Below are 18,010 nucleotides of genomic sequence, written 5' to 3' on the forward strand. Positions count from 1 at the left end.
CACCACAGAAGCCCCGACTGGTTCGGGGCTTTTGCCGTCTATCTATAAAGGCAGCGGTTCGCGCGAGCGCAGCAGCATGCCCTGGGCCGGCACCCGGGCATGCCACTTGACCACGCCCTGGGCCTCGACCCGGTATTGGCTGCGAAACAGCTGGCCGTCCAGATCGATCTCCAGTTGCAGCAGAAAGTGATCGCCATTGAGCTGCAAGCCTTCACTGATCCGCTCGAACGTCGGGTCATCCAGCGCCCCCAGGGCCTGGCGCAGATCGCCGGCATCGCGATACCCCCCGGCGGGGCGTGCGCTGACCAGGCGTGTCAGCAGCGAGCGCGACACCTCGCCTTCATACAGCGCGTCCAGCAGCGGCAGCATATCCAGGCTCAAGGCATTGGCGTTCAGGCGCCAGCCCGAGGTTTCGGCCAGGGCGCACAATTGCGGGTAACGCAGGGCACGACCGGCATCGGCGGTCAGTAGCAGGTTCAACTCGCTGATATCGCCCATCAACTGATTGGCCGCCAGGCGCGGCGGCAACTGGCGCAGGTATTCATTGCTCTCCGCACCTTGCAGGCGCGTCTGCTGGTCGGCGTCGAGCCAGTCGGCCAGGGTCTGCGCCAGGCGTTCGGCGGCCATGTCAGCCCCCAGCAACTGCACCAGCTGGCGTTGCGCACGCTCGGCTTCGGGGCCAATCAGCGCATTGACGTTGAAACAGCTGTGCAGGTCGCGAATCCGAATGCTCGCCTTGCCGCCCTTGAAGTCATAACTCAGCGGCTGCCCGCGCAGGGCCTGCCAGAACAGCGGGCTGGCGCGCCATAACGGGTCCTGGAGCGCCTGTTCGGTGAAGGCCAGCGCCGCCCGTTCGATAGCCCGCGCCTGCACCCGTTGCTGGATCAGCCGCACACTGTCGACCTCCTGCCGTCCCTGCTCGACCATCCACGCCATGCCTCCCGCCAGCATTGCCAGGGCCACCAGGACCATCAACAACGCTGCCCCTTGCTGCCGCTTTCCGAACATCGCCACGCCGCCTTTATTGAACAACAGGCGACAGTCAACACAGTGGATGTTTCAGCCAGGTGGCAGGCTCACACAAATCCCCCGAAAACGTCACCGCAGCGTCACAAAGCCTCGGCAAACTGCGCCTTTACATTTCAAATCAATGGCTTGGAGCGTCGATATGGGTGGTATAGGGATTTGGCAACTGGTCATCGTGCTGCTGATCGTGATGATGCTGTTCGGCACCAAACGCTTGAAAGGGCTGGGCAGCGATGTGGGCGAGGCGATCAAAGGGTTCCGCTCATCGATGGGCAACGAGCCCGGTGCCCAGCAGGACCCGGCCAAAACCGGGCTTGAGGTGGACGCCGCGCACAATCGATCCGCAGACAGCAAACACTGATGTTCGATATCGGCTTCAGCGAACTGCTGCTGGTCGGCCTGGTGGCCCTGTTGGTGCTGGGCCCGGAGCGCCTGCCGGTCGCCGCGCGCAACGCCGGCTTGTGGCTGGGCCGGGCCAAGCGCGCGATGAATACGCTCAAGGCCCAGGTGACCCAGGAGCTGGATAACGAGCACCTGCTCCAGGGCCTCGACCAGGCGCCGCTGCGGCAACTGGAACAGCAACTGCGCGACGGCATCCGCCTGGAGGCCCCACCCACGGGGGCATCGCAGCCCGAGAGTGCCACCCCATCAGGACATCCCACCCCATGAACCACCTGCCCTTGCCTGCCCGACGCCTGTCGGTGACCGGGCACCTGGCTCAATTGCGCTCGCGCCTGCTGCGTTGCGCCCTGGCCATCACCCTGGTGTTCTGCGCGTTGTTTCCTTTCGCCCAGACCCTGTACAGCTTCGTCTCGCAGCCGCTGCGCGAATTCCTGCCCGCCGGCGCCAGCATGATCGCCACCGGCGTGACCTCGCCGTTTCTGGCACCGCTCAAACTGACGATGATGATTGCCCTGTTCATCAGCATGCCGCTGCTGCTGCATCAGGTTTGGGGGTTGATCGCACCGGCGGTGTATCGCCAGGAACGGCGGATTGCCGCGTGGTTGCTGGCCGTCAGCGTGCTGCTGTTTTACGGCGGCATGGCGTTTGCGTTTTTCCTGGTGTTCCCGATGATGTTCGGCTTCTTTACCAGCGTCACGCCGGACGGCGTGGCAATGATGACCGACATCGCGCTGTACCTGGATTTCATTCTCGCGCTGCTGCTGGCGTTCGGCCTGGCCTTTGAAATTCCCGTGGCGACCTTCCTGGTGATCTGGGCCGGCATCACCGACGTGCAGACCCTGCAAAAAAGCCGGCCGTACGTGATAGTCGGCTGCTTTGTGGTCGGCATGCTGCTGACGCCGCCGGACGTGTTTTCGCAAACCATGCTGGCGGTGCCGATGTGGATGCTGTTCGAGGTGGGCCTGCTGGCCAGTCGCTCGGTGAGCAAGCCACGCAGCCACGAATCGTCATCCCGCGTCGCAGGTTGAGCAGGGCAAAATCCGGGCACAAAAAAAGCGACCCTAAGGTCGCTTTCTTTGGCGCTTCCAAGCGTTCAAGGGGCTTGGAAGCTGAATAATGGCGCAGCGGACGGGACTCGAACCCGCGACCCCCGGCGTGACAGGCCGGTATTCTAACCGACTGAACTACCGCTGCGCGTAGCGTTGAAAGTAAGTGGTGGGTGATGACGGGATCGAACCGCCGACCCTCTGCTTGTAAGGCAGATGCTCTCCCAGCTGAGCTAATCACCCTTTACCTTCGTTGCGGGGCGCATTCTCTCACAAAAATTCATAACGTGCTGATTTAAATAAACAATTTATTAAAAAAAGCAGAAATAATTGCCAGACAACGTGCACCCGCAAAATACAGGCACAAAAAAACCCGCGTTAGCGGGCTTTCCGTGGTGACCTGGCGTTCAGCGTTCCAGGTAACCGAATATGGCGCAGCGGACGGGACTCGAACCCGCGACCCCCGGCGTGACAGGCCGGTATTCTAACCGACTGAACTACCGCTGCGCGTAGCGTTGAAAGTAAGTGGTGGGTGATGACGGGATCGAACCGCCGACCCTCTGCTTGTAAGGCAGATGCTCTCCCAGCTGAGCTAATCACCCTTCACTTTCGGTGTGGCGCGCATTCTACGGAGCGACCCGAACTCTGGCAAGCACTTTTTATAATAATTTTTTCATGCCTTCCAAAGGCTTAGCGAAGGGTTGGCCTGAGCAGCCGCGAAGAGAATAATGCCCTCCTTTGTATAAAGGAGAGATTCACCCCATGTGGTTCAAAAACCTGCTTATCTATCGCCTGACCCAAGATCTGCCCTTTGATGCTGAGGCGCTGGAAACCGCACTGGCCACCAAACTGGCGCGTCCATGTGCAAGCCAGGAGTTGACCACCTACGGTTTCGTCGCGCCGTTCGGCAAAGGCGAAGATGCGCCCCTGGTCCACGTCAGCCAGGATTTCCTGCTGGTTGCCGCACGCAAGGAAGAACGCATCCTGCCTGGCAGCGTTGTACGCGACGCCCTGAAGGAAAAGGTCGAAGAGATCGAAGCCGAACAAATGCGCAAGGTCTATAAAAAGGAGCGCGACCAGATCAAGGATGAAATCATCCAGGCCTTCCTGCCCCGTGCCTTTATTCGTCGTTCCTCGACCTTTGCCGCCATCGCGCCGAAACAGGGCCTGATCCTGGTCAACTCGGCCAGCCCGAAACGCGCTGAAGATCTGCTCTCCACCCTGCGCGAAGTGCTCGGCACCCTGCCGGTGCGTCCGCTGACCGTCAAGACTGCACCGACCGCAATCATGACCGACTGGGTCAAGACCCAGGAAACCGCGGCCGACTTCTTCGTGCTCGACGAGTGCGAACTGCGCGACACCCATGAAGATGGCGGCATCGTGCGCTGCAAGCGCCAGGACCTGACCAGCGAAGAGATCCAGCTGCACCTGAGCACTGGCAAAGTGGTCACCCAGTTGTCCCTGGCCTGGCAGGACAAGCTGTCCTTCATGCTCGACGACAAAATGACCGTCAAGCGCCTGAAGTTCGAAGACCTGCTGCAAGACCAGGCGGAACAGGACGGCGGCGAAGAAGCCCTCGGCCAGCTGGACGCCAGCTTCACCCTGATGATGCTGACCTTCGGCGAGTTCCTGCCGGCGTTGGTCGAAGCCTTGGGTGGCGAAGAAATCCCACAAGGCATCTGACCCTTGCAGGACCCGGCTTGGCCGCAGCCGCAACGCCGCAGCCAAGCCAGCCACTGTTTATAGACGCCACCGCCCGGGTGGCGTTTTCACATAATAAGGAACAGGCCATGCGCGCACTGGCTGCATTGAGTCGTTTTGTCGGCAATACCTTCGCTTACTGGGTCCTGATTTTCGCCGTGGTCGCGTTCCTGCAACCCGGCTGGTTCATCGGCCTCAAGGGCGCCATCGTGCCACTGCTGGGGCTGGTGATGTTCGGCATGGGCCTGACCCTCAAGCTCGATGACTTCGCTGAAGTCGCGCGCCATCCATGGCGGGTGGCGCTAGGGGTGGTCGCGCATTTCGTGATCATGCCGGGGGTGGCCTGGCTGCTGTGCCAGGTGTTCCATCTGCCCGCAGAAATCGCGGTCGGGGTGATCCTGGTGGGCTGCTGCCCGAGCGGCACCTCCTCCAACGTAATGACCTGGCTGGCCCGGGGCGACCTGGCGTTGTCCGTGGCCATCGCCGCCGTCACCACCCTCCTCGCCCCGCTGCTGACCCCGGCGCTGATCTGGTTGCTGGCCTCGGCCTGGCTGCCGGTGTCGTTCATGGAGCTGTTCTGGTCGATCCTGCAGGTGGTGTTGCTGCCGATCGTGCTGGGCGTGGCGGCCCAGCGCTTGCTGGGTGATCGGGTGCGGCACGCGGTGGAGGTCTTGCCCCTGGTGTCGGTGATCAGCATCGTGATTATCGTGACCGCCGTGGTCGCCGCCAGTCAGGCGAAGATCGCCGAATCGGGCCTGCTGATCATGGCCGTGGTCATGCTGCACAACAGCTTCGGCTACCTGCTGGGCTACTTCACCGGCAAGCTGTTCAAGCTGCCGCTGGCCCAGCGCAAATCCCTGGCACTGGAAGTCGGCATGCAGAACTCCGGCCTGGGCGCGGCCCTGGCCAGCGCGCACTTTTCACCCCTGGCGGCAGTGCCCAGCGCGCTGTTCAGTGTCTGGCACAATATTTCCGGAGCGCTGCTCTCGACCTATTTCCGCCGCATGAGTGAAAAGGAAGACCGCAAGCAAGCCGCGCAACCCACAGCCGAGTAAGCGCGGACTTGATCGAGGGTTTATTAATGGGCACTATACTGCGCATCGCGGGGACGACCTCGCGGCTCGATCGAGTTATCCATCTGGGGACGGCCCCATCAATCGATGGAGGTGTTCATGTCCTGGATCATTCTGTTTTTTGCCGGCCTGTTTGAAGTCGGCTGGGCCGTCGGCCTGAAATACACCGACGGTTTCAGCCGCCCGCTGCCCACCGCCCTGACCGTGATCGCCATGGCCATCAGCCTGGGCCTGCTGGGCCTGGCCATGAAGGAGTTGCCCCTGGGCACCGCCTATGCGATCTGGACCGGGGTCGGCGCAGTCGGCACGGTCATCGCCGGGATCATTCTGTTTGGCGAATCCATGGCCCTGGTCCGACTGCTGAGTGTCGGCCTGATCATCGCCGGGCTGGTCGGTCTCAAGGTCAGCGCCAGCTGACGGCAAGAAATCCTGCACAAATAAAAACGCCCGCAATCATGCGGGCGTTTTTTTGCCTGGCTGAAACTAGCGCACGCTGCCGCGCAACTGTCCCACCAGCGTCTGCAAGTGGGCCGGTTCGGCGGCCTCCACGGCCACCGGCGGACCGGCCACCAGGGTCACGTGCGACCAGAGCCGGCGAAACAGCCCCTTGCCCGGATCGCGGCTGAAGAAGCTGCCCCACAACCCTTGCAGCGCCAACGGAATCACCGGCACCGGGGTCTCCTGCAGAATCCGCGTCAAGCCGCCCTTGAACTCATTAAGCTCACCATCGGCGGTCAGCTTGCCTTCCGGGAAGATGCACACCAACTCACCGTCCTTCAGGTACTCGGCAATCCTCTTGAAGGCCTTTTCGTAGATCTGCAGGTCTTCGTGACGCCCGGCGATGGGAATGGTCCCGGCCGTGCGGAAGATAAAGTTCAGCACCGGCAGGTTGTAGATTTTGTAATACATCACAAAGCGAATCGGCCGACGCACCGCACCGCCGATCAACAAGGCATCGACGAACGAAACGTGGTTGCACACCAGCAGCGCGGCGCCTTCGTCGGGGATCAAGTCCAGGTTGCGATGCTCGACGCGGTACATGGAGTGGCTCAGCAGCCAGATCATGAAGCGCATGCTGAACTCGGGCACGATCTTGAAGATGTAGCCGTTGACCAGAATGTTCAGCAGCGACACCACCAGGAACAGATGCGGAATCGACAGCTTGGCCACACTCAGCAACACAATGGAGACCAGCGCCGAGACCACCATGAACAAGGCATTGAGAATATTGTTGGCGGCAATCACCCGCGCCCGCTCCTTCTCCGGCGTGCGCGACTGGATCAAGGCGTACAGCGGCACGATATAGAAGCCACCGAACACACCGAGCCCGAGGATATCGAGCAACACCCACCAGCTCTGGCCAAACCCGAGCACCGCCAGCCAACTGTGCCCTTCAGGGTTGGCACTCAGGGGAATGCCCCCCGAATGCCACCACAGCAACAGGCCGAAAATCGTCAGGCCCAAGGAGCCGAAAGGCACCAGGCCGATCTCGACTTTGCGCCCGGAAAGCTTCTCGCACAGCATGGAACCGAGCGCGATACCCACCGAGAACACGGTCAGGATCAGCGTGACCACGGTCTCGTCGCCGTGCATCCACTCCTTGGCGTAGGCCGGAATCTGCGTCAGGTAGATCGCCCCGACAAACCAGAACCACGAGTTGCCGACAATCGAGCGCGACACTGCCGGCGTCTGCCCCAGGCCCAGGCGCAGGGTGGCCCAGGACTGGCTGAAGATATTCCAGTTCAGGCGCATTTCCGGACTGGACGCAGCGGCCCGCGGAATGCTGCGGCTGGCCAGATAACCCAGGACCGCGACCCCGATCATGGCCGTGGAGACGATGGGTGCGTAATGCGCCGAGGACATCATGATCCCGGCGCCAATGGTCCCGGCCAGGATCGCGAGGAAGGTGCCCATTTCCACCAGGCCGTTGCCCCCCACCAGCTCTTCTTCGCGCAGGGCCTGGGGCAGGATCGAATACTTCACCGGACCAAACAGTGCCGAGTGAGTGCCCATGGCGAACAGCGCCACCAGCATCAGCGACAGATGATCGAAGGCAAAACCCACGGCGCCGACCACCATGATGGCGATTTCACCGAGCTTGATCAGACGGATCAGCGAGTCCTTGGCGAACTTTTCGCCAAACTGCCCGGCCAGTGCCGAAAACAGAAAGAACGGCAGGATAAACAACAAGGCGCACAGGTTGACCCAGACCGAGCGATCGCCCTCGATGGTCAGCTTGTAGAGAATGGCAAGAATCAGCGACTGCTTGAAGATGTTGTCGTTGAATGCACCAAGGGACTGCGTGATGAAAAACGGCAAGAAGCGCCGCTTGCGGAGCAAGGTGAACTGCGAAGGGTGACTCATCTTCCATGTCCCTGAGTGGCGTGGATGCTGGTTATTGGAATGTCGATCTTTGATCCAGGCCACAACCTTACCTAATCCTGAGCAATTATTTCGCTAATCCTGCGATGCAGGGCGAAACAAACAGCTCGCCTTTATAGGCCCCTTGCACGGTGCGCTTGGCCACGATCAGCCACATGATCGCCAGCGTCAGCACCAGCACGCTGCCAAAGACACTGAAGAAGGTCAGGTTCAAGGTGCTCGCCAATTTCAGAGTGGCCAGCGCGTACACCCCCAAGGGAAAGGTAAAGCCCCACCACCCGAGGTTGAACGGGATGCCGGCACGCAGGTAGCGCCGGGTGATCAAGACCGCCATCAACATCCACCACAAGCCGAAGCCCCACAGTGTGACCCCGGCGACCAGCCCCAGCCCGGCCGCGATTTCGCCGATGCCTGGCAAGCCATTGGCGGCGAAGATCGCCGGCGCGTCGCTGCCCAGCAGCAACATGCCCAGGGCCCCGGTGCCGATCGGCCCGAGGGCCAGCCAGCTCGAGGCGGCCATGCTCTCGTGGGGCAATTTGTGCAAGGCCATGCGCAGCATGAGGATGGTCAGGATGCTGAAGGCCACGGGCAACGAAAACGCCCACAGCACGTAACTGGTCACCAGCACTACCCACTGCGAGTGCGCCTCCAGCAGGTGGGGGGCAAGCAGGCCGCCACTGGCCGCCGCCACTTCCGCGGCCACCACCGGCAACAGCCAGACGGCCGTCATCTGGTCGATGCTGTGCTCCTGGCGGGTAAACATCATGTAGGGAATCAACACCCCGCAGGCCAGCGACAGGGCCACATCCAGCCACCACAAGACCTCGGCCAGTTGCACCACGCCCTGGCCCCAACGCGGAACGCCAAATAGCAGGAAGCCATTGATGATGGTCGCCAGCCCCATGGGAATGGTGCCGAAAAACATCGAGACCGTGGAATGGCCGAAGATCCGCCGCGCTTCATCGAAAAACAGAATCCAGCGCGCCGCATAGGCCGCGCTGAACAACAGAAACAGAAAAATAGTGAACCACCACAAGCCTTCGGCCAACAGCTGCAAACCCGGGACTTGCAGCGGCAACTGGGCCAGGGCCAACGCCAGGACACCGGTGCCCATGGTGGCGGCGAACCAGTTGGGGGTGAATTGCCGAATGGCTTCCCGTGGGTGCTGCAACTGGCTCAGCGGACGGCGCTGGCGGGTGGGAGTGTTAGAGCATTGCATGGCGTGCCTCCTGTCCTCTGATGAGGTGGAGCCCATGATAGAAGCGAATCGAATATCTATATAACGGGTAATTTCTCTATCTGTTATCTGTTTTACAGATATAAATCAGACACTGCCTTCGCTTTCGATCACCAGGATGCGCGCGGCGCCTTGTGGATGAGCCACATGCTCGGTGCCGACATCCGCATAGAAGATATCGCCCACCTCCAACTGCACCGCCTTTTCAACGCCCGCCTCCCGGTAACGCATCTGCACGCAGCCATCGAGCACCACAAACACTTCCTGGCCATCGTTGATGTGCCATTTATAGGGCTGGTCGGTCCAGTGCAGGCGGGTGGTGATGCCGTTCATGGTGGCGATATCCAGCGCCGCCCAGGCGCGCTCACCGGTGAAGGATTTGCTGCGAATAATCGTGGTCACGGCGTGCTGCTCCATAACGGGGTCCATGCGCCCTGGCGCTTCAGGAGCGCAAGCCTAACCCAAGGCGAGAGGCAATCGGCGGTTGTTTTATCACCGGCCATTAGCCGCGCAGGCTTTGGCCGAACCCTGGCGCACCAGGGCCAACAAGGCGCCGAGGGCCAGCGCGATCAAGACCACGCCATAGCCGTCGGTGGTGGCGATCAGGCCGAAGGTCCGGGTCAGGTTACCGGCCAACAGCGACGGCAGGCAGAACGCCAGGTAACTCAGCACATAAAACGCCGACATCAACCCCGCCCGCTCATGGGGCAAGGCCAGGGGCACCACACTGCGCAGCGCCCCGAGAAAGCCGGCGCCAAAGCCGCTACCGGCCACCAGAGTGCCGAAGAAAAACAGCGCCAGGCTGGCGCTGTGCACCGCACACAGAATCAACATGACCCCGGCGGCCAGCAGCCCGGCGCCCAGGCGCAGCACGTTGTCGGCCGGGCGATTGCGCAAGCTGAAAATCATCAGCGCACCGCTCAGGGTCAAGACGGCAACCAGGCCACCGCCGATCAGGTTCGAAGTGGACCCGGTGGCCGCCCGCACCAGGGAAGGCGCCAACGACAGGTAAAAACCGCCCATGGCCCAGACCGCTATATCCACCGGCAGCGCCAGCCACAAGGCACGTCGCGCCTGGGGCGGCACATGCAGCGTCGGACGCAGCGAAGCCCAGGCGCCTGGCTGGGGGCTGACACTTTCCGGCAAGCGCCAGACGTACAACGCCTGCGCCACGAACAACAGCAACAGAATCCAGTAGGCCAACTGCAGCGGCAGCGGCGCGAACTCCACCAGCAACCCCGTGCCCATGGCGCCGCAGGCCATACCCAGCAACGGCGCCACGCTATTGACCAACGGCCCCTGCTGGCGATCCGTATCGAGCAGGGCCGCGCCCAGCACGCTGGTGGCCATCCCGGTGGCAAAGCCCTGCATCACCCGCGCAGCCACCAGCCACGCCACGCTGTGGCCATTGATAAACAGCAACATCGCCAGAATATCCAGGAGCAAGGCGATAAAGATCACCGGCTTGCGCCCCAGGTAGTCCGACAACGAACCCACCGTCAGCAGGGCGGCCAGCAGGCTCAGGGCATAGACGCCGAAAATCAGGGTCAGGGTGGCCGGGGAAAACCCCATGGCCTCCTGGTACAGGTGATACAGCGGGGTTGGCGCGCTGGAGGCGGCGAGGAAGCTGAGCAAGGTGATCGCCAAAAACACCAGGCTGGGACGGTTTGACACCGGGGTGTCGGCAAGGCTGGACATGGGCACGCTCCGCTAAAGCTAATATTTTGCTTTTGCGCAGTGTGCTACCGGCTCGAGCTTAAAGCAAATTCTTTGTGTTAAGGTGCCGCCCATGGCTATTAAAGAAGGTTTACGCCCAGGCGGCCGTAGCGCCCGGGTTCAGGAATCCATCCACTCGGCAGTCCGCGACCTCCTGGAACAACAGGAGCGCGCGACCCTGACCGTGCCGCAGATCGCCGCACGCGCCGGGGTCACGCCGTCGACCATCTACCGGCGCTGGGGCGATTTGTCGGCGCTGCTGGCAGATGTCGCCCTGGCCCGCATGCAGCCCGACAGCGAGCCGGCCAACACCGGCAGCCTGCGCGGCGACCTGCGCGCCTGGGCCGAACAGTACCTGGATGAAATGAGCTCGGAGCCCGGGCGCAACATGATGCGTGACGTGCAGTGCAGCGCCACTCCCGGCTACTGCGTGACCATCCTCGGCGGCCAGTTGCAGACCATCCTCGCTCGCTACCCGTCTGCCGACACGCCGCCCAGCGTCGACCGCCTGCTCAACCTGGTGGTGGCGCCGAGCGTGTTCCGCATCCTGTTTTCAGCCACGCCGCTGACGGTTCCAGAGCTGCATGAACTGATCGAACTGGCGCTTGGGCAATAAGCCCGACGCCCGTTCGAAACGCCCCAGAACGCCACTTCCCCAGCCTGCCAACCCATGCCGAAAACGGCCCGCAAGCCCTGCGACACCAGGCCACGCCAATACCATGGTCGACACTGACTAACCCCGGACATCGTGCGAGACTGTCGGGCCGGGCTGGAGTGCCCGGATGCCTTTTTGTCCGGAGTTCCCATGTCGCTGTCCAGCGGGCTGATCGCCGCCGTCGCCCTGGCCTATATGGCCATCATGTTCGCCATCGCCTTCTACGGCGACCGCCGCAGCGCGCCGTTGCCGCCGCGGGTGCGTGCCTGGGTGTACAGCCTGTCCCTGGCGGTGTACTGCACCAGCTGGACCTTCTTCGGCGCCGTGGGCCAGGCGGCGGAACAACTCTGGTCATTCCTGCCGATCTACCTGGGACCGATCCTGCTCCTGGTGCTCGCGCCCTGGGTCCTGCAAAAGATGGTGCTGATCAGCAAGCAGGAAAACATCACCTCAATCGCCGACTTCATTGCCGCTCGTTATGGCAAATCCCAGTCCCTGGCGGTGGTGGTGGCGCTGATCTGCCTGGTCGGCGTCCTGCCTTACATCGCCTTGCAGCTCAAGGGCATCGTGCTCGGGGTCAACCTGCTGATCGGCGCCGGGGCCGATGCCATGGGCACTCGCGCGCAAGACACGGCGCTGATCGTGTCGCTGATCCTGGCCTTGTTCACCATCGTTTTCGGCACCCGCAACCTCGACGCCACCGAGCACCACCGGGGCATGGTGCTGGCGATTGCCTTCGAATCCCTGGTCAAGCTGTTTGCCTTCCTCGCCGTCGGTGCCTTCGTCACTTTCGGCCTCTATGACGGTTTCGACGACCTGTTCAACCAGGCCATGCTCGCCCCGCGCCTGGAGCAATACTGGAAAGAAACCATCAATTGGCCGTCGATGGTGGTCCAGACCGGTGTCGCGATGATGGCGATCATCTGCCTGCCCCGGCAGTTCCACGTCACCGTGGTGGAGAACATCGAACCCCAGGACCTGCGCCTGGCCAAGTGGGTGTTCCCGGCCTACCTGGCCCTGGCCGCGTTGTTTGTGGTGCCGATTGCCCTCGCCGGGCAGATGCTCCTGCCCAGCTCGGTACTGCCCGACTCCTTCGTGATCAGCCTGCCCCTGGCCCAGGCCCACCCTGCCCTGGCCCTGCTGGCGTTTATCGGTGGCGCCTCGGCGGCCACCGGCATGGTGATCGTGGCCAGCGTCGCGCTGTCGACCATGGTCTCCAACGACATGCTGCTGCCCTGGCTGCTGCGGCGCAAAAACGCCGAGCGGCCGTTCGAAGTGTTTCGCCATTGGATGCTTTCGGTGCGCCGGGTCAGCATCGTCGTGATTCTGCTGCTGGCCTACGTCAGCTATCGCCTGCTGGGCTCCACCGCGAGCCTGGCGACCATCGGCCAGATCGCCTTTGCCGCTGTGACCCAACTGGCGCCGGCCATGCTCGGCGCGCTGTACTGGAAACAGGCCAACCGCCGTGGCGTATTCGCTGGCCTGGCCGCTGGTACTTTCCTGTGGTTCTACACCCTGATCCTGCCGATTGCTGCCCACAGCCTGGGCTGGTCCCTGAGCAGCTTTCCGGGCCTGGCCTGGCTGCACAGCAACCCGCTGGGGCTGCCGATCACCCCGCTGACCCAAGGCGTGGTGCTGTCGCTGGCGGGCAACTTCACCCTGTTTGCCTGGGTCTCGGTGCTGTCGCGCACCCGGGTTTCCGAGCACTGGCAGGCCGGACGCTTTATCGGCCAGGAAATCAGCGGCCGTCCCAACTCGCGTTCCATGCTCTCGGTACAGATCGATGACCTGCTGAAACTCGCTGCACGTTTTGTCGGTGAAGAACGCGCACGCCAGAGCTTTATCCGCTTCGCCTATCGCCAGGGCAAAGGGTTCAACCCCAACCAGAATGCCGATGGCGAATGGATCGCCCACACCGAGCGCCTGCTGGCGGGCGTGCTCGGCGCCTCCTCGACCCGCGCGGTGGTCAAGGCCGCCATCGAGGGCCGGGAGATGCAGCTTGAAGACGTGGTGCGCATCGCCGACGAAGCCTCTGAAGTCTTGCAGTTCAACCGCGCGCTGCTACAGGGCGCCATCGAGAACATCACCCAGGGCATCAGCGTGGTCGACCAGTCGCTGAAACTGGTGGCCTGGAACCGACGCTATCTGGAGTTGTTCAACTACCCGGAGGGGTTGATCAGCGTCGGCCGGCCGATCGCCGACATCATTCGCTACAACGCCGAGCGCGGCTTGTGCGGTGCGGGCGAGGCCGAGGTCCACGTGGCGCGGCGCCTGCACTGGATGCGCCAGGGCCGCGCCCACACGTCCGAACGGCTGTTCCCCAATGGCAGGGTCATCGAGCTGATCGGCAACCCGATGCCCGGTGGCGGTTTCGTCATGAGCTTCACCGACATCACCCCGTTCCGCGAAGCCGAACAGGCGCTGACCGAGGCCAACGAAGGCCTGGAGCAGCGGGTGGCCGAACGCACCCACGAACTGTCGCAACTCAACGCCGCGCTGACGGAAGCCAAGGGCACCGCCGAGTCGGCCAACCAATCCAAGACCCGCTTCCTGGCAGCCGTCAGTCATGACCTGATGCAGCCGCTGAACGCCGCTCGCCTGTTCTCCGCGGCCCTGTCTCACCAGGACGACGGCCTGTCCACCGAAGCCCAGCAACTGGTGCAGCACCTGGACAGCTCTCTGCGCTCCGCCGAAGACCTGATCAGTGACCTGCTGGACATCTCGCGCCTGGAAAACGGCAAGATCAATCCCGACCGCAAGCCGTTCGTACTCAATGAACTGTTCGACACCCTCGGCGCCGAATTCAAGGCTCTGGCTCAGGAACAGGGCCTGAAATTCCGCCTGCGCGGCAGCCGCCTGCGGGTCGACAGCGATATCAAGCTCTTGCGGCGCATCCTGCAGAATTTCCTGACCAACGCCTTCCGCTATGCCAAGGGCCCGGTGCTGCTGGGCGTGCGCCGTCGCGGCGATCAGCTGTGCCTGGAAGTCTGGGACCGCGGCCCGGGGATTCCACAGGACAAGCAACAAGTGATTTTCGAGGAGTTCAAACGCCTGGACAGCCACCAGACCCGCGCCGAAAAAGGCCTGGGGCTGGGCCTGGCGATCGCCGATGGCCTGTGCCGGGTGCTCAACCATGGCCTGCAAGTCAGATCCTGGCCGGGCCAGGGCAGCGTGTTCAGTGTCAGCGTGCCCCTGGCCCGTACGCCTGCCGCCGCACCCGGCAAGATTGCCGAGTTCAACGGCACGCTGCCCAGCGGCGCCCAGGTGCTGTGCATCGACAACGAAGACAGCATCCTGATTGGCATGAACAGCCTGCTCAGCCGCTGGGGCTGCCAGGTGTGGACCGCGCGCAACCGCGAAGAATGCGCCGCGCTGCTCAGCGATGGCATTCGCCCGCAACTGGCCCTGGTCGACTATCACCTGGACGACGGCGAAACCGGAACCGAACTCATGGCGTGGCTGCGCACCCAGCTTGGCGAGCCGGTACCCGGGGTGGTGATCAGCGCGGACGGCCGCCCGGAAATGGTGGCCGAGGTGCATGCCGCGGGCCTCGACTACCTGGCCAAACCGGTGAAGCCGGCCGCCTTGAGGGCGCTGCTCAGCCGCCACCTGCCGCTCTGAGCCAGACTGTCTTGGGGCCAGACCCGGCCCGGGACGAGGCGTGTGCGGTTACTCGGGCAGTTCGAGCAACTCGCCATTGGCGTCGGTCATCGCCCGCTCCAGCAGGTCTGCCGGCAGGCTCTTGCTGGCACGGGCGCCGAGCAGCTTGAGTTGTTCGCTGCGGCTGACGAGGTTGCCGCGCCCTTCTGTAAGTTTGTTTCGCGCCGCACTGTAGGCCTTGTCCAGTTGCTGCAGTCGATTGCCGACTTCATCCAGGTCCTGAATAAACAGCACGAATTTGTCGTACAGCCACCCGGCCCGCTCGGCAATTTCCCGGGCGTTCTGGCTTTGCCGCTCCTGTTTCCACAGGCTGTCGATTACCCGTAGGGTGGCCAGCAGAGTGGTCGGGCTGACAATCACGATATTGCGGTCAAAGGCTTCCTGGAACAGGTTCGGCTCGGCCTGCAAGGCTGCGGAAAAAGCCGCTTCGATCGGCACGAACAGCAGCACGAAATCCAGGCTGTGCAGCCCTTCAAGGCGCTTGTAATCCTTGCCGGCCAAGCCTTTGACGTGATTGCGCAAGGACAGTACGTGCTGCTTGAGCGCCGCCTGGCCAATCACCTCATCATCGGCGGCGACGTACTGCTGATAGGCGGTCAGGCTGACCTTGGAATCCACCACCACCTGCTTGTCGCCCGGCAACATGATCAGCACATCGGGCTGGAAGCGCTCGCCGTCCGGGCCCTTGAGGCTGACCTGGGTCTGATACTCGCGACCCTTTTCCAGCCCGGCGTGCTCCAGCACTCGCTCCAGAATCAGCTCGCCCCAGTTGCCCTGGGTTTTCTGGCCCTTGAGGGCGCGGGTCAGGTTGGTCGCCTCGTCGCTCAGGCGCAGGTTCAACTGCTGCAGGCGCTCCAGCTCCTTGGCCAGGGAGAAACGCTCGCGGGCCTCGGCCTGGTAACTTTCCTCGACCCGCTTCTCGAACGACTGGATGCGTTCCTTCAATGGGTCGAGCAATTGCCCGAGGCGCTGCTGGCTGTTCTCGGCAAAGCGCTGCTCGCGCTCATCGAAGATTTTCCCGGCCAGCTCGGCAAATTGCGCCCGCAATTCATCTCGCGAGCCCTGCAAATCGCTCAGGCGCTGTTGATGGCTTTCCTGTTGTTCCCGCAGTTCGGCCTGCAGCGAGGCAGCCTGGGCATCGAGCCGGCGCAGCTCGGTCTCTTTGCCGGCACGTTCGAGGTTCCAGGCGTGGGCCGCGTCGCGGGCGTTGTCGCGCTCGATCTGCAGCAGCTCGACCTCACGGCGCACCGCCGCCAGATCGGCCTGCTTGGCGCCGTTGGCCTGGCTCAAGTCACTGATTTCGTCGCGACAGGCATCCAGTTGCGCCGCCAGGCCCTCCTGGGCCAGTTGCGCAGTGGCCAGGCGCTCTTCGAGCAATGACAGTTCAGTCTGGCGGCTGCTGGCACGTCGTTGCAGTTGCCAGGCCAGCGCCAGCAGCGGTACCGCCGCCGCTGCCAGGCCGAGCAAGAGGCTGGTCAAGTCCATCGCCATAGCGGCTCCCGCCCTTGAAATAAAGCCTGAAGGTTAACCAAGGCGCAGGTCCTTGGACAGCTCAGTCGTCGATCTGACCCAGCTCGCGCTGTGCACGGCGATCACCCGCGCGCGCCGCCTGGCGCAGCAGGTCCTGGCCGATCCGACGATCTCGGGCATTGCCGCACTCGCGGCACATCAATTGGCCCAGCCGGCTTTGCGCGGCCACGACGCCTTCCCGGGCCGGCTGCTTGAGCAGGCGTCCGGCGAAATGTTTGACGTTGGGGTTGTCGCCCAGGCGTGGGCTGTCGAGCAGCCACAAGGCCACGCGCATGGAAAAGCGCTTGGGGGCGGTAACACTCGCAGGTGCGGCGGTAACAGCAGGTGATACTGAGCGAAACTTCATAAAACACTGTGGGGCAGATCGGAAGGCGCGCCACTCTACTCCTTTTTTCGCAGGGGTAAAGCTTAAAAAAGCCTGCATGCCCGTGCTAGAGCAAGCGCTTGGGACAATCCACAGAAGCTGTGGATAAGTCAGTGGACAACCCCTCCACAACTCGCCGAAAGCCCCATGGGACGGGGCTCACGCTCAAACTGACGATTTTTTCACCAGTAAAAAAAACCGATGTTTTTCATTGACTTAAATTTTCATCACAGGCAATGGCCGGCCCAACGGCCCAGGTGACAGCGCGGTGACAGGCTGCGCAACTAATGTGCACAAGTACCTTGTTCGGGGTTATATCGCCGCACCAGACCCGGGCACACCTGTGGAGAAAAGTGGCTACAACGCACCGGCACCTGTGTGACGGCCCTGCATCCCCCGGCCTGAGCCCTATTGCTGGCCATGGAAGATATTTTTCCTAACACACTTGCATCCACGCATTCAACACGATACTATCCGCGGCGTTAGTACCAAGCTGAAAGTCAATTCTGGTCGAACAAGTCCCCCGGTATCGCTGCCCTCAAGTGCAGTTGCCACCGACAACATGGGATCGACCACCTCGATGGTTTCCAGGTAAAACTTACGACGACACGGCCTTTGAACCGAAAGCAAAGGGTGTCGCGAAGCACATTTACTCTGACCGAACCAACCTGCAAATTGATCAGGATCTTCACCCCGGGCCCAGAACCTTTGCCCTTGTTGTGTTGCCTGCCCTCCTAAGTACCTACCTGCCAGCCTTAGCGCATTCATATCAAAAGCGCTTGCAACTGGCTGCTTTGTTCCAGTCGGGTTCGTCGTTCGACCAATGGTGGTCGACGTTACTGGAACGTTTTAACGTTGCACGGTTCTTAACCGTGTCATTTGTAGGAACACCTAATAACTATGTCTACTCAAATCCAGACTCAGGATGCCATTCGCACCCTAACCAACGCCTTCGCACCAATGAACTGCCTGATCATGGCCGCTCGCAAAGGCTGCTTCAGCTTCACCCTGGTCAACGAACACGGCATCGCTCGTCACAGCGAACGCCTGTACCCCGATCAATACTCCAGCGCAGAACCGCTGCAGGCAGTGATCGAGCGTACCCGTCAGGCACTGGTTGCCTGAAACGCCAGAACGTCGCAACCCCAAAAGCCTCGCCTTAACGCGGGGCTTTTTATTGCCTGTTGTTTCTATTTACCCCCGGCCGATTAAAGTACG

The 18,010-nt window shown here is 62.3% G+C and carries 16 protein-coding genes and 4 tRNA genes; 9 read left to right on the forward strand and 11 right to left on the reverse strand.

Annotated features, from left to right (window positions below; genetic code table 11):
* Positions 1-42 precede the first annotated feature (42 nt).
* Positions 43-1,008, reverse strand: a complete 966-nt coding sequence (gspK, locus tag CF161_RS05490) for a type II secretion system minor pseudopilin GspK (protein ID WP_020295574.1) — start codon at positions 1,006-1,008, stop codon at positions 43-45.
* 160 nt (positions 1,009-1,168) lie between these two features.
* On the opposite strand from gspK, the gene tatA reads away from it, so the two are divergent.
* The 3 genes from tatA to tatC are packed head-to-tail and all read left to right on the forward strand — an operon-like array spanning position 1,169 to position 2,456.
* The gene (gene tatA, locus CF161_RS05495) at positions 1,169-1,387 is read left to right on the forward strand and encodes a twin-arginine translocase TatA/TatE family subunit (RefSeq protein WP_020295575.1); all 219 of its coding nucleotides are present in this window, start codon (positions 1,169-1,171) and stop codon (positions 1,385-1,387) included.
* Entirely contained in the window at positions 1,387-1,695 is a 309-nt protein-coding gene (gene tatB, locus CF161_RS05500) for a Sec-independent protein translocase protein TatB (RefSeq protein ID WP_020295576.1), read from the forward strand. Before tatA ends, tatB begins: the two co-directional genes overlap by 1 nt.
* Positions 1,692-2,456: a twin-arginine translocase subunit TatC gene (tatC, locus tag CF161_RS05505; protein ID WP_020295577.1), complete on the forward strand. Its 765-nt coding sequence runs from the start codon at positions 1,692-1,694 to the stop codon at positions 2,454-2,456. Before tatB ends, tatC begins: the two co-directional genes overlap by 4 nt.
* 89 nt (positions 2,457-2,545) lie before the next feature.
* On the opposite strand, the gene CF161_RS05510 is transcribed toward tatC, so the two are convergent.
* The 4 genes from CF161_RS05510 to CF161_RS05525 all read right to left on the reverse strand — a co-directional run bounded on the left by CF161_RS05510 (position 2,546) and on the right by CF161_RS05525 (position 3,076).
* Positions 2,546-2,622 (reverse strand) — tRNA-Asp (locus CF161_RS05510).
* A gap of 19 nt (positions 2,623-2,641) precedes the next feature.
* Positions 2,642-2,717: transfer RNA gene (locus tag CF161_RS05515), tRNA-Val, on the reverse strand.
* 187 nt (positions 2,718-2,904) lie between these two features.
* Positions 2,905-2,981, reverse strand: a tRNA-Asp gene (locus tag CF161_RS05520).
* A 19-nt stretch (positions 2,982-3,000) separates the two neighbouring features.
* Positions 3,001-3,076, reverse strand: a tRNA-Val gene (locus CF161_RS05525).
* Positions 3,077-3,236: 160 nt separating this feature from the next.
* On the opposite strand from CF161_RS05525, the gene rdgC reads away from it, so the two are divergent.
* From rdgC to sugE, 3 genes are all read left to right on the forward strand, one after another.
* Positions 3,237-4,157, forward strand: a complete 921-nt coding sequence (gene rdgC, locus CF161_RS05530; protein WP_020295578.1) for a recombination-associated protein RdgC — start codon at positions 3,237-3,239, stop codon at positions 4,155-4,157.
* Between the two features lie 107 nt (positions 4,158-4,264).
* Positions 4,265-5,230: a bile acid:sodium symporter family protein gene (locus CF161_RS05535; RefSeq protein ID WP_020295579.1), complete on the forward strand. Its 966-nt coding sequence runs from the start codon at positions 4,265-4,267 to the stop codon at positions 5,228-5,230.
* A 117-nt stretch (positions 5,231-5,347) separates the two neighbouring features.
* Positions 5,348-5,665, forward strand: a complete 318-nt coding sequence (sugE, locus tag CF161_RS05540; protein ID WP_020295580.1) for a quaternary ammonium compound efflux SMR transporter SugE — start codon at positions 5,348-5,350, stop codon at positions 5,663-5,665.
* Positions 5,666-5,731: 66 nt separating this feature from the next.
* Here sugE and CF161_RS05545 read toward each other — a convergent pair whose 3' ends face one another.
* From CF161_RS05545 to CF161_RS05560, 4 genes are all read right to left on the reverse strand, one after another.
* Positions 5,732-7,612, reverse strand: coding sequence for an MFS transporter (locus tag CF161_RS05545; protein ID WP_020295581.1), 1,881 nt, complete (start codon positions 7,610-7,612; stop codon positions 5,732-5,734).
* An 85-nt stretch (positions 7,613-7,697) separates the two neighbouring features.
* Positions 7,698-8,849, reverse strand: coding sequence for a TDT family transporter (locus CF161_RS05550; RefSeq protein WP_020295582.1), 1,152 nt, complete (start codon positions 8,847-8,849; stop codon positions 7,698-7,700).
* Positions 8,850-8,954: 105 nt separating this feature from the next.
* Positions 8,955-9,284 carry a hypothetical protein gene (locus tag CF161_RS05555; RefSeq protein ID WP_020295583.1) on the reverse strand — a complete coding sequence of 110 codons (330 nt, stop codon included), beginning with the start codon at positions 9,282-9,284 and terminating at the stop codon, positions 8,955-8,957.
* Positions 9,285-9,359: 75 nt separating this feature from the next.
* Positions 9,360-10,565, reverse strand: a complete 1,206-nt coding sequence (locus CF161_RS05560; RefSeq protein WP_020295584.1) for an MFS transporter — start codon at positions 10,563-10,565, stop codon at positions 9,360-9,362.
* A 91-nt stretch (positions 10,566-10,656) separates the two neighbouring features.
* Here CF161_RS05560 and CF161_RS05565 point away from each other — a divergent pair, with 91 nt between their 5' ends.
* Entirely contained in the window at positions 10,657-11,199 is a 543-nt protein-coding gene (locus tag CF161_RS05565; protein WP_020295585.1) for a TetR/AcrR family transcriptional regulator, read from the forward strand.
* Positions 11,200-11,388: 189 nt separating this feature from the next.
* A complete protein-coding gene (locus CF161_RS05570) occupies positions 11,389-14,859 on the forward strand; it encodes a PAS domain-containing hybrid sensor histidine kinase/response regulator (protein WP_020295586.1) in 3,471 nt (1,156 codons plus the stop codon).
* Between the two features lie 48 nt (positions 14,860-14,907).
* Here the strand turns inward: CF161_RS05570 and rmuC are convergent, their stop codons facing one another.
* Both rmuC and CF161_RS05580 read right to left on the reverse strand, forming a co-directional pair.
* A complete protein-coding gene (gene rmuC / locus CF161_RS05575) occupies positions 14,908-16,275 on the reverse strand; it encodes a DNA recombination protein RmuC (protein WP_177326755.1) in 1,368 nt (455 codons plus the stop codon).
* A gap of 175 nt (positions 16,276-16,450) precedes the next feature.
* A complete protein-coding gene (locus CF161_RS05580) occupies positions 16,451-16,774 on the reverse strand; it encodes a hypothetical protein (protein WP_043228694.1) in 324 nt (107 codons plus the stop codon).
* A gap of 918 nt (positions 16,775-17,692) precedes the next feature.
* Between CF161_RS05580 and CF161_RS05585 the strand changes: the two genes are divergently transcribed.
* Entirely contained in the window at positions 17,693-17,917 is a 225-nt protein-coding gene (locus CF161_RS05585) for a hypothetical protein (protein WP_008051046.1), read from the forward strand.
* The last annotated feature ends 93 nt before the right edge of the window (positions 17,918-18,010 follow it).

The organism is Pseudomonas sp. CF161 (assembly GCF_000416215.1).
Taxonomy (GTDB): Bacteria; Pseudomonadota; Gammaproteobacteria; order Pseudomonadales; family Pseudomonadaceae; genus Aquipseudomonas.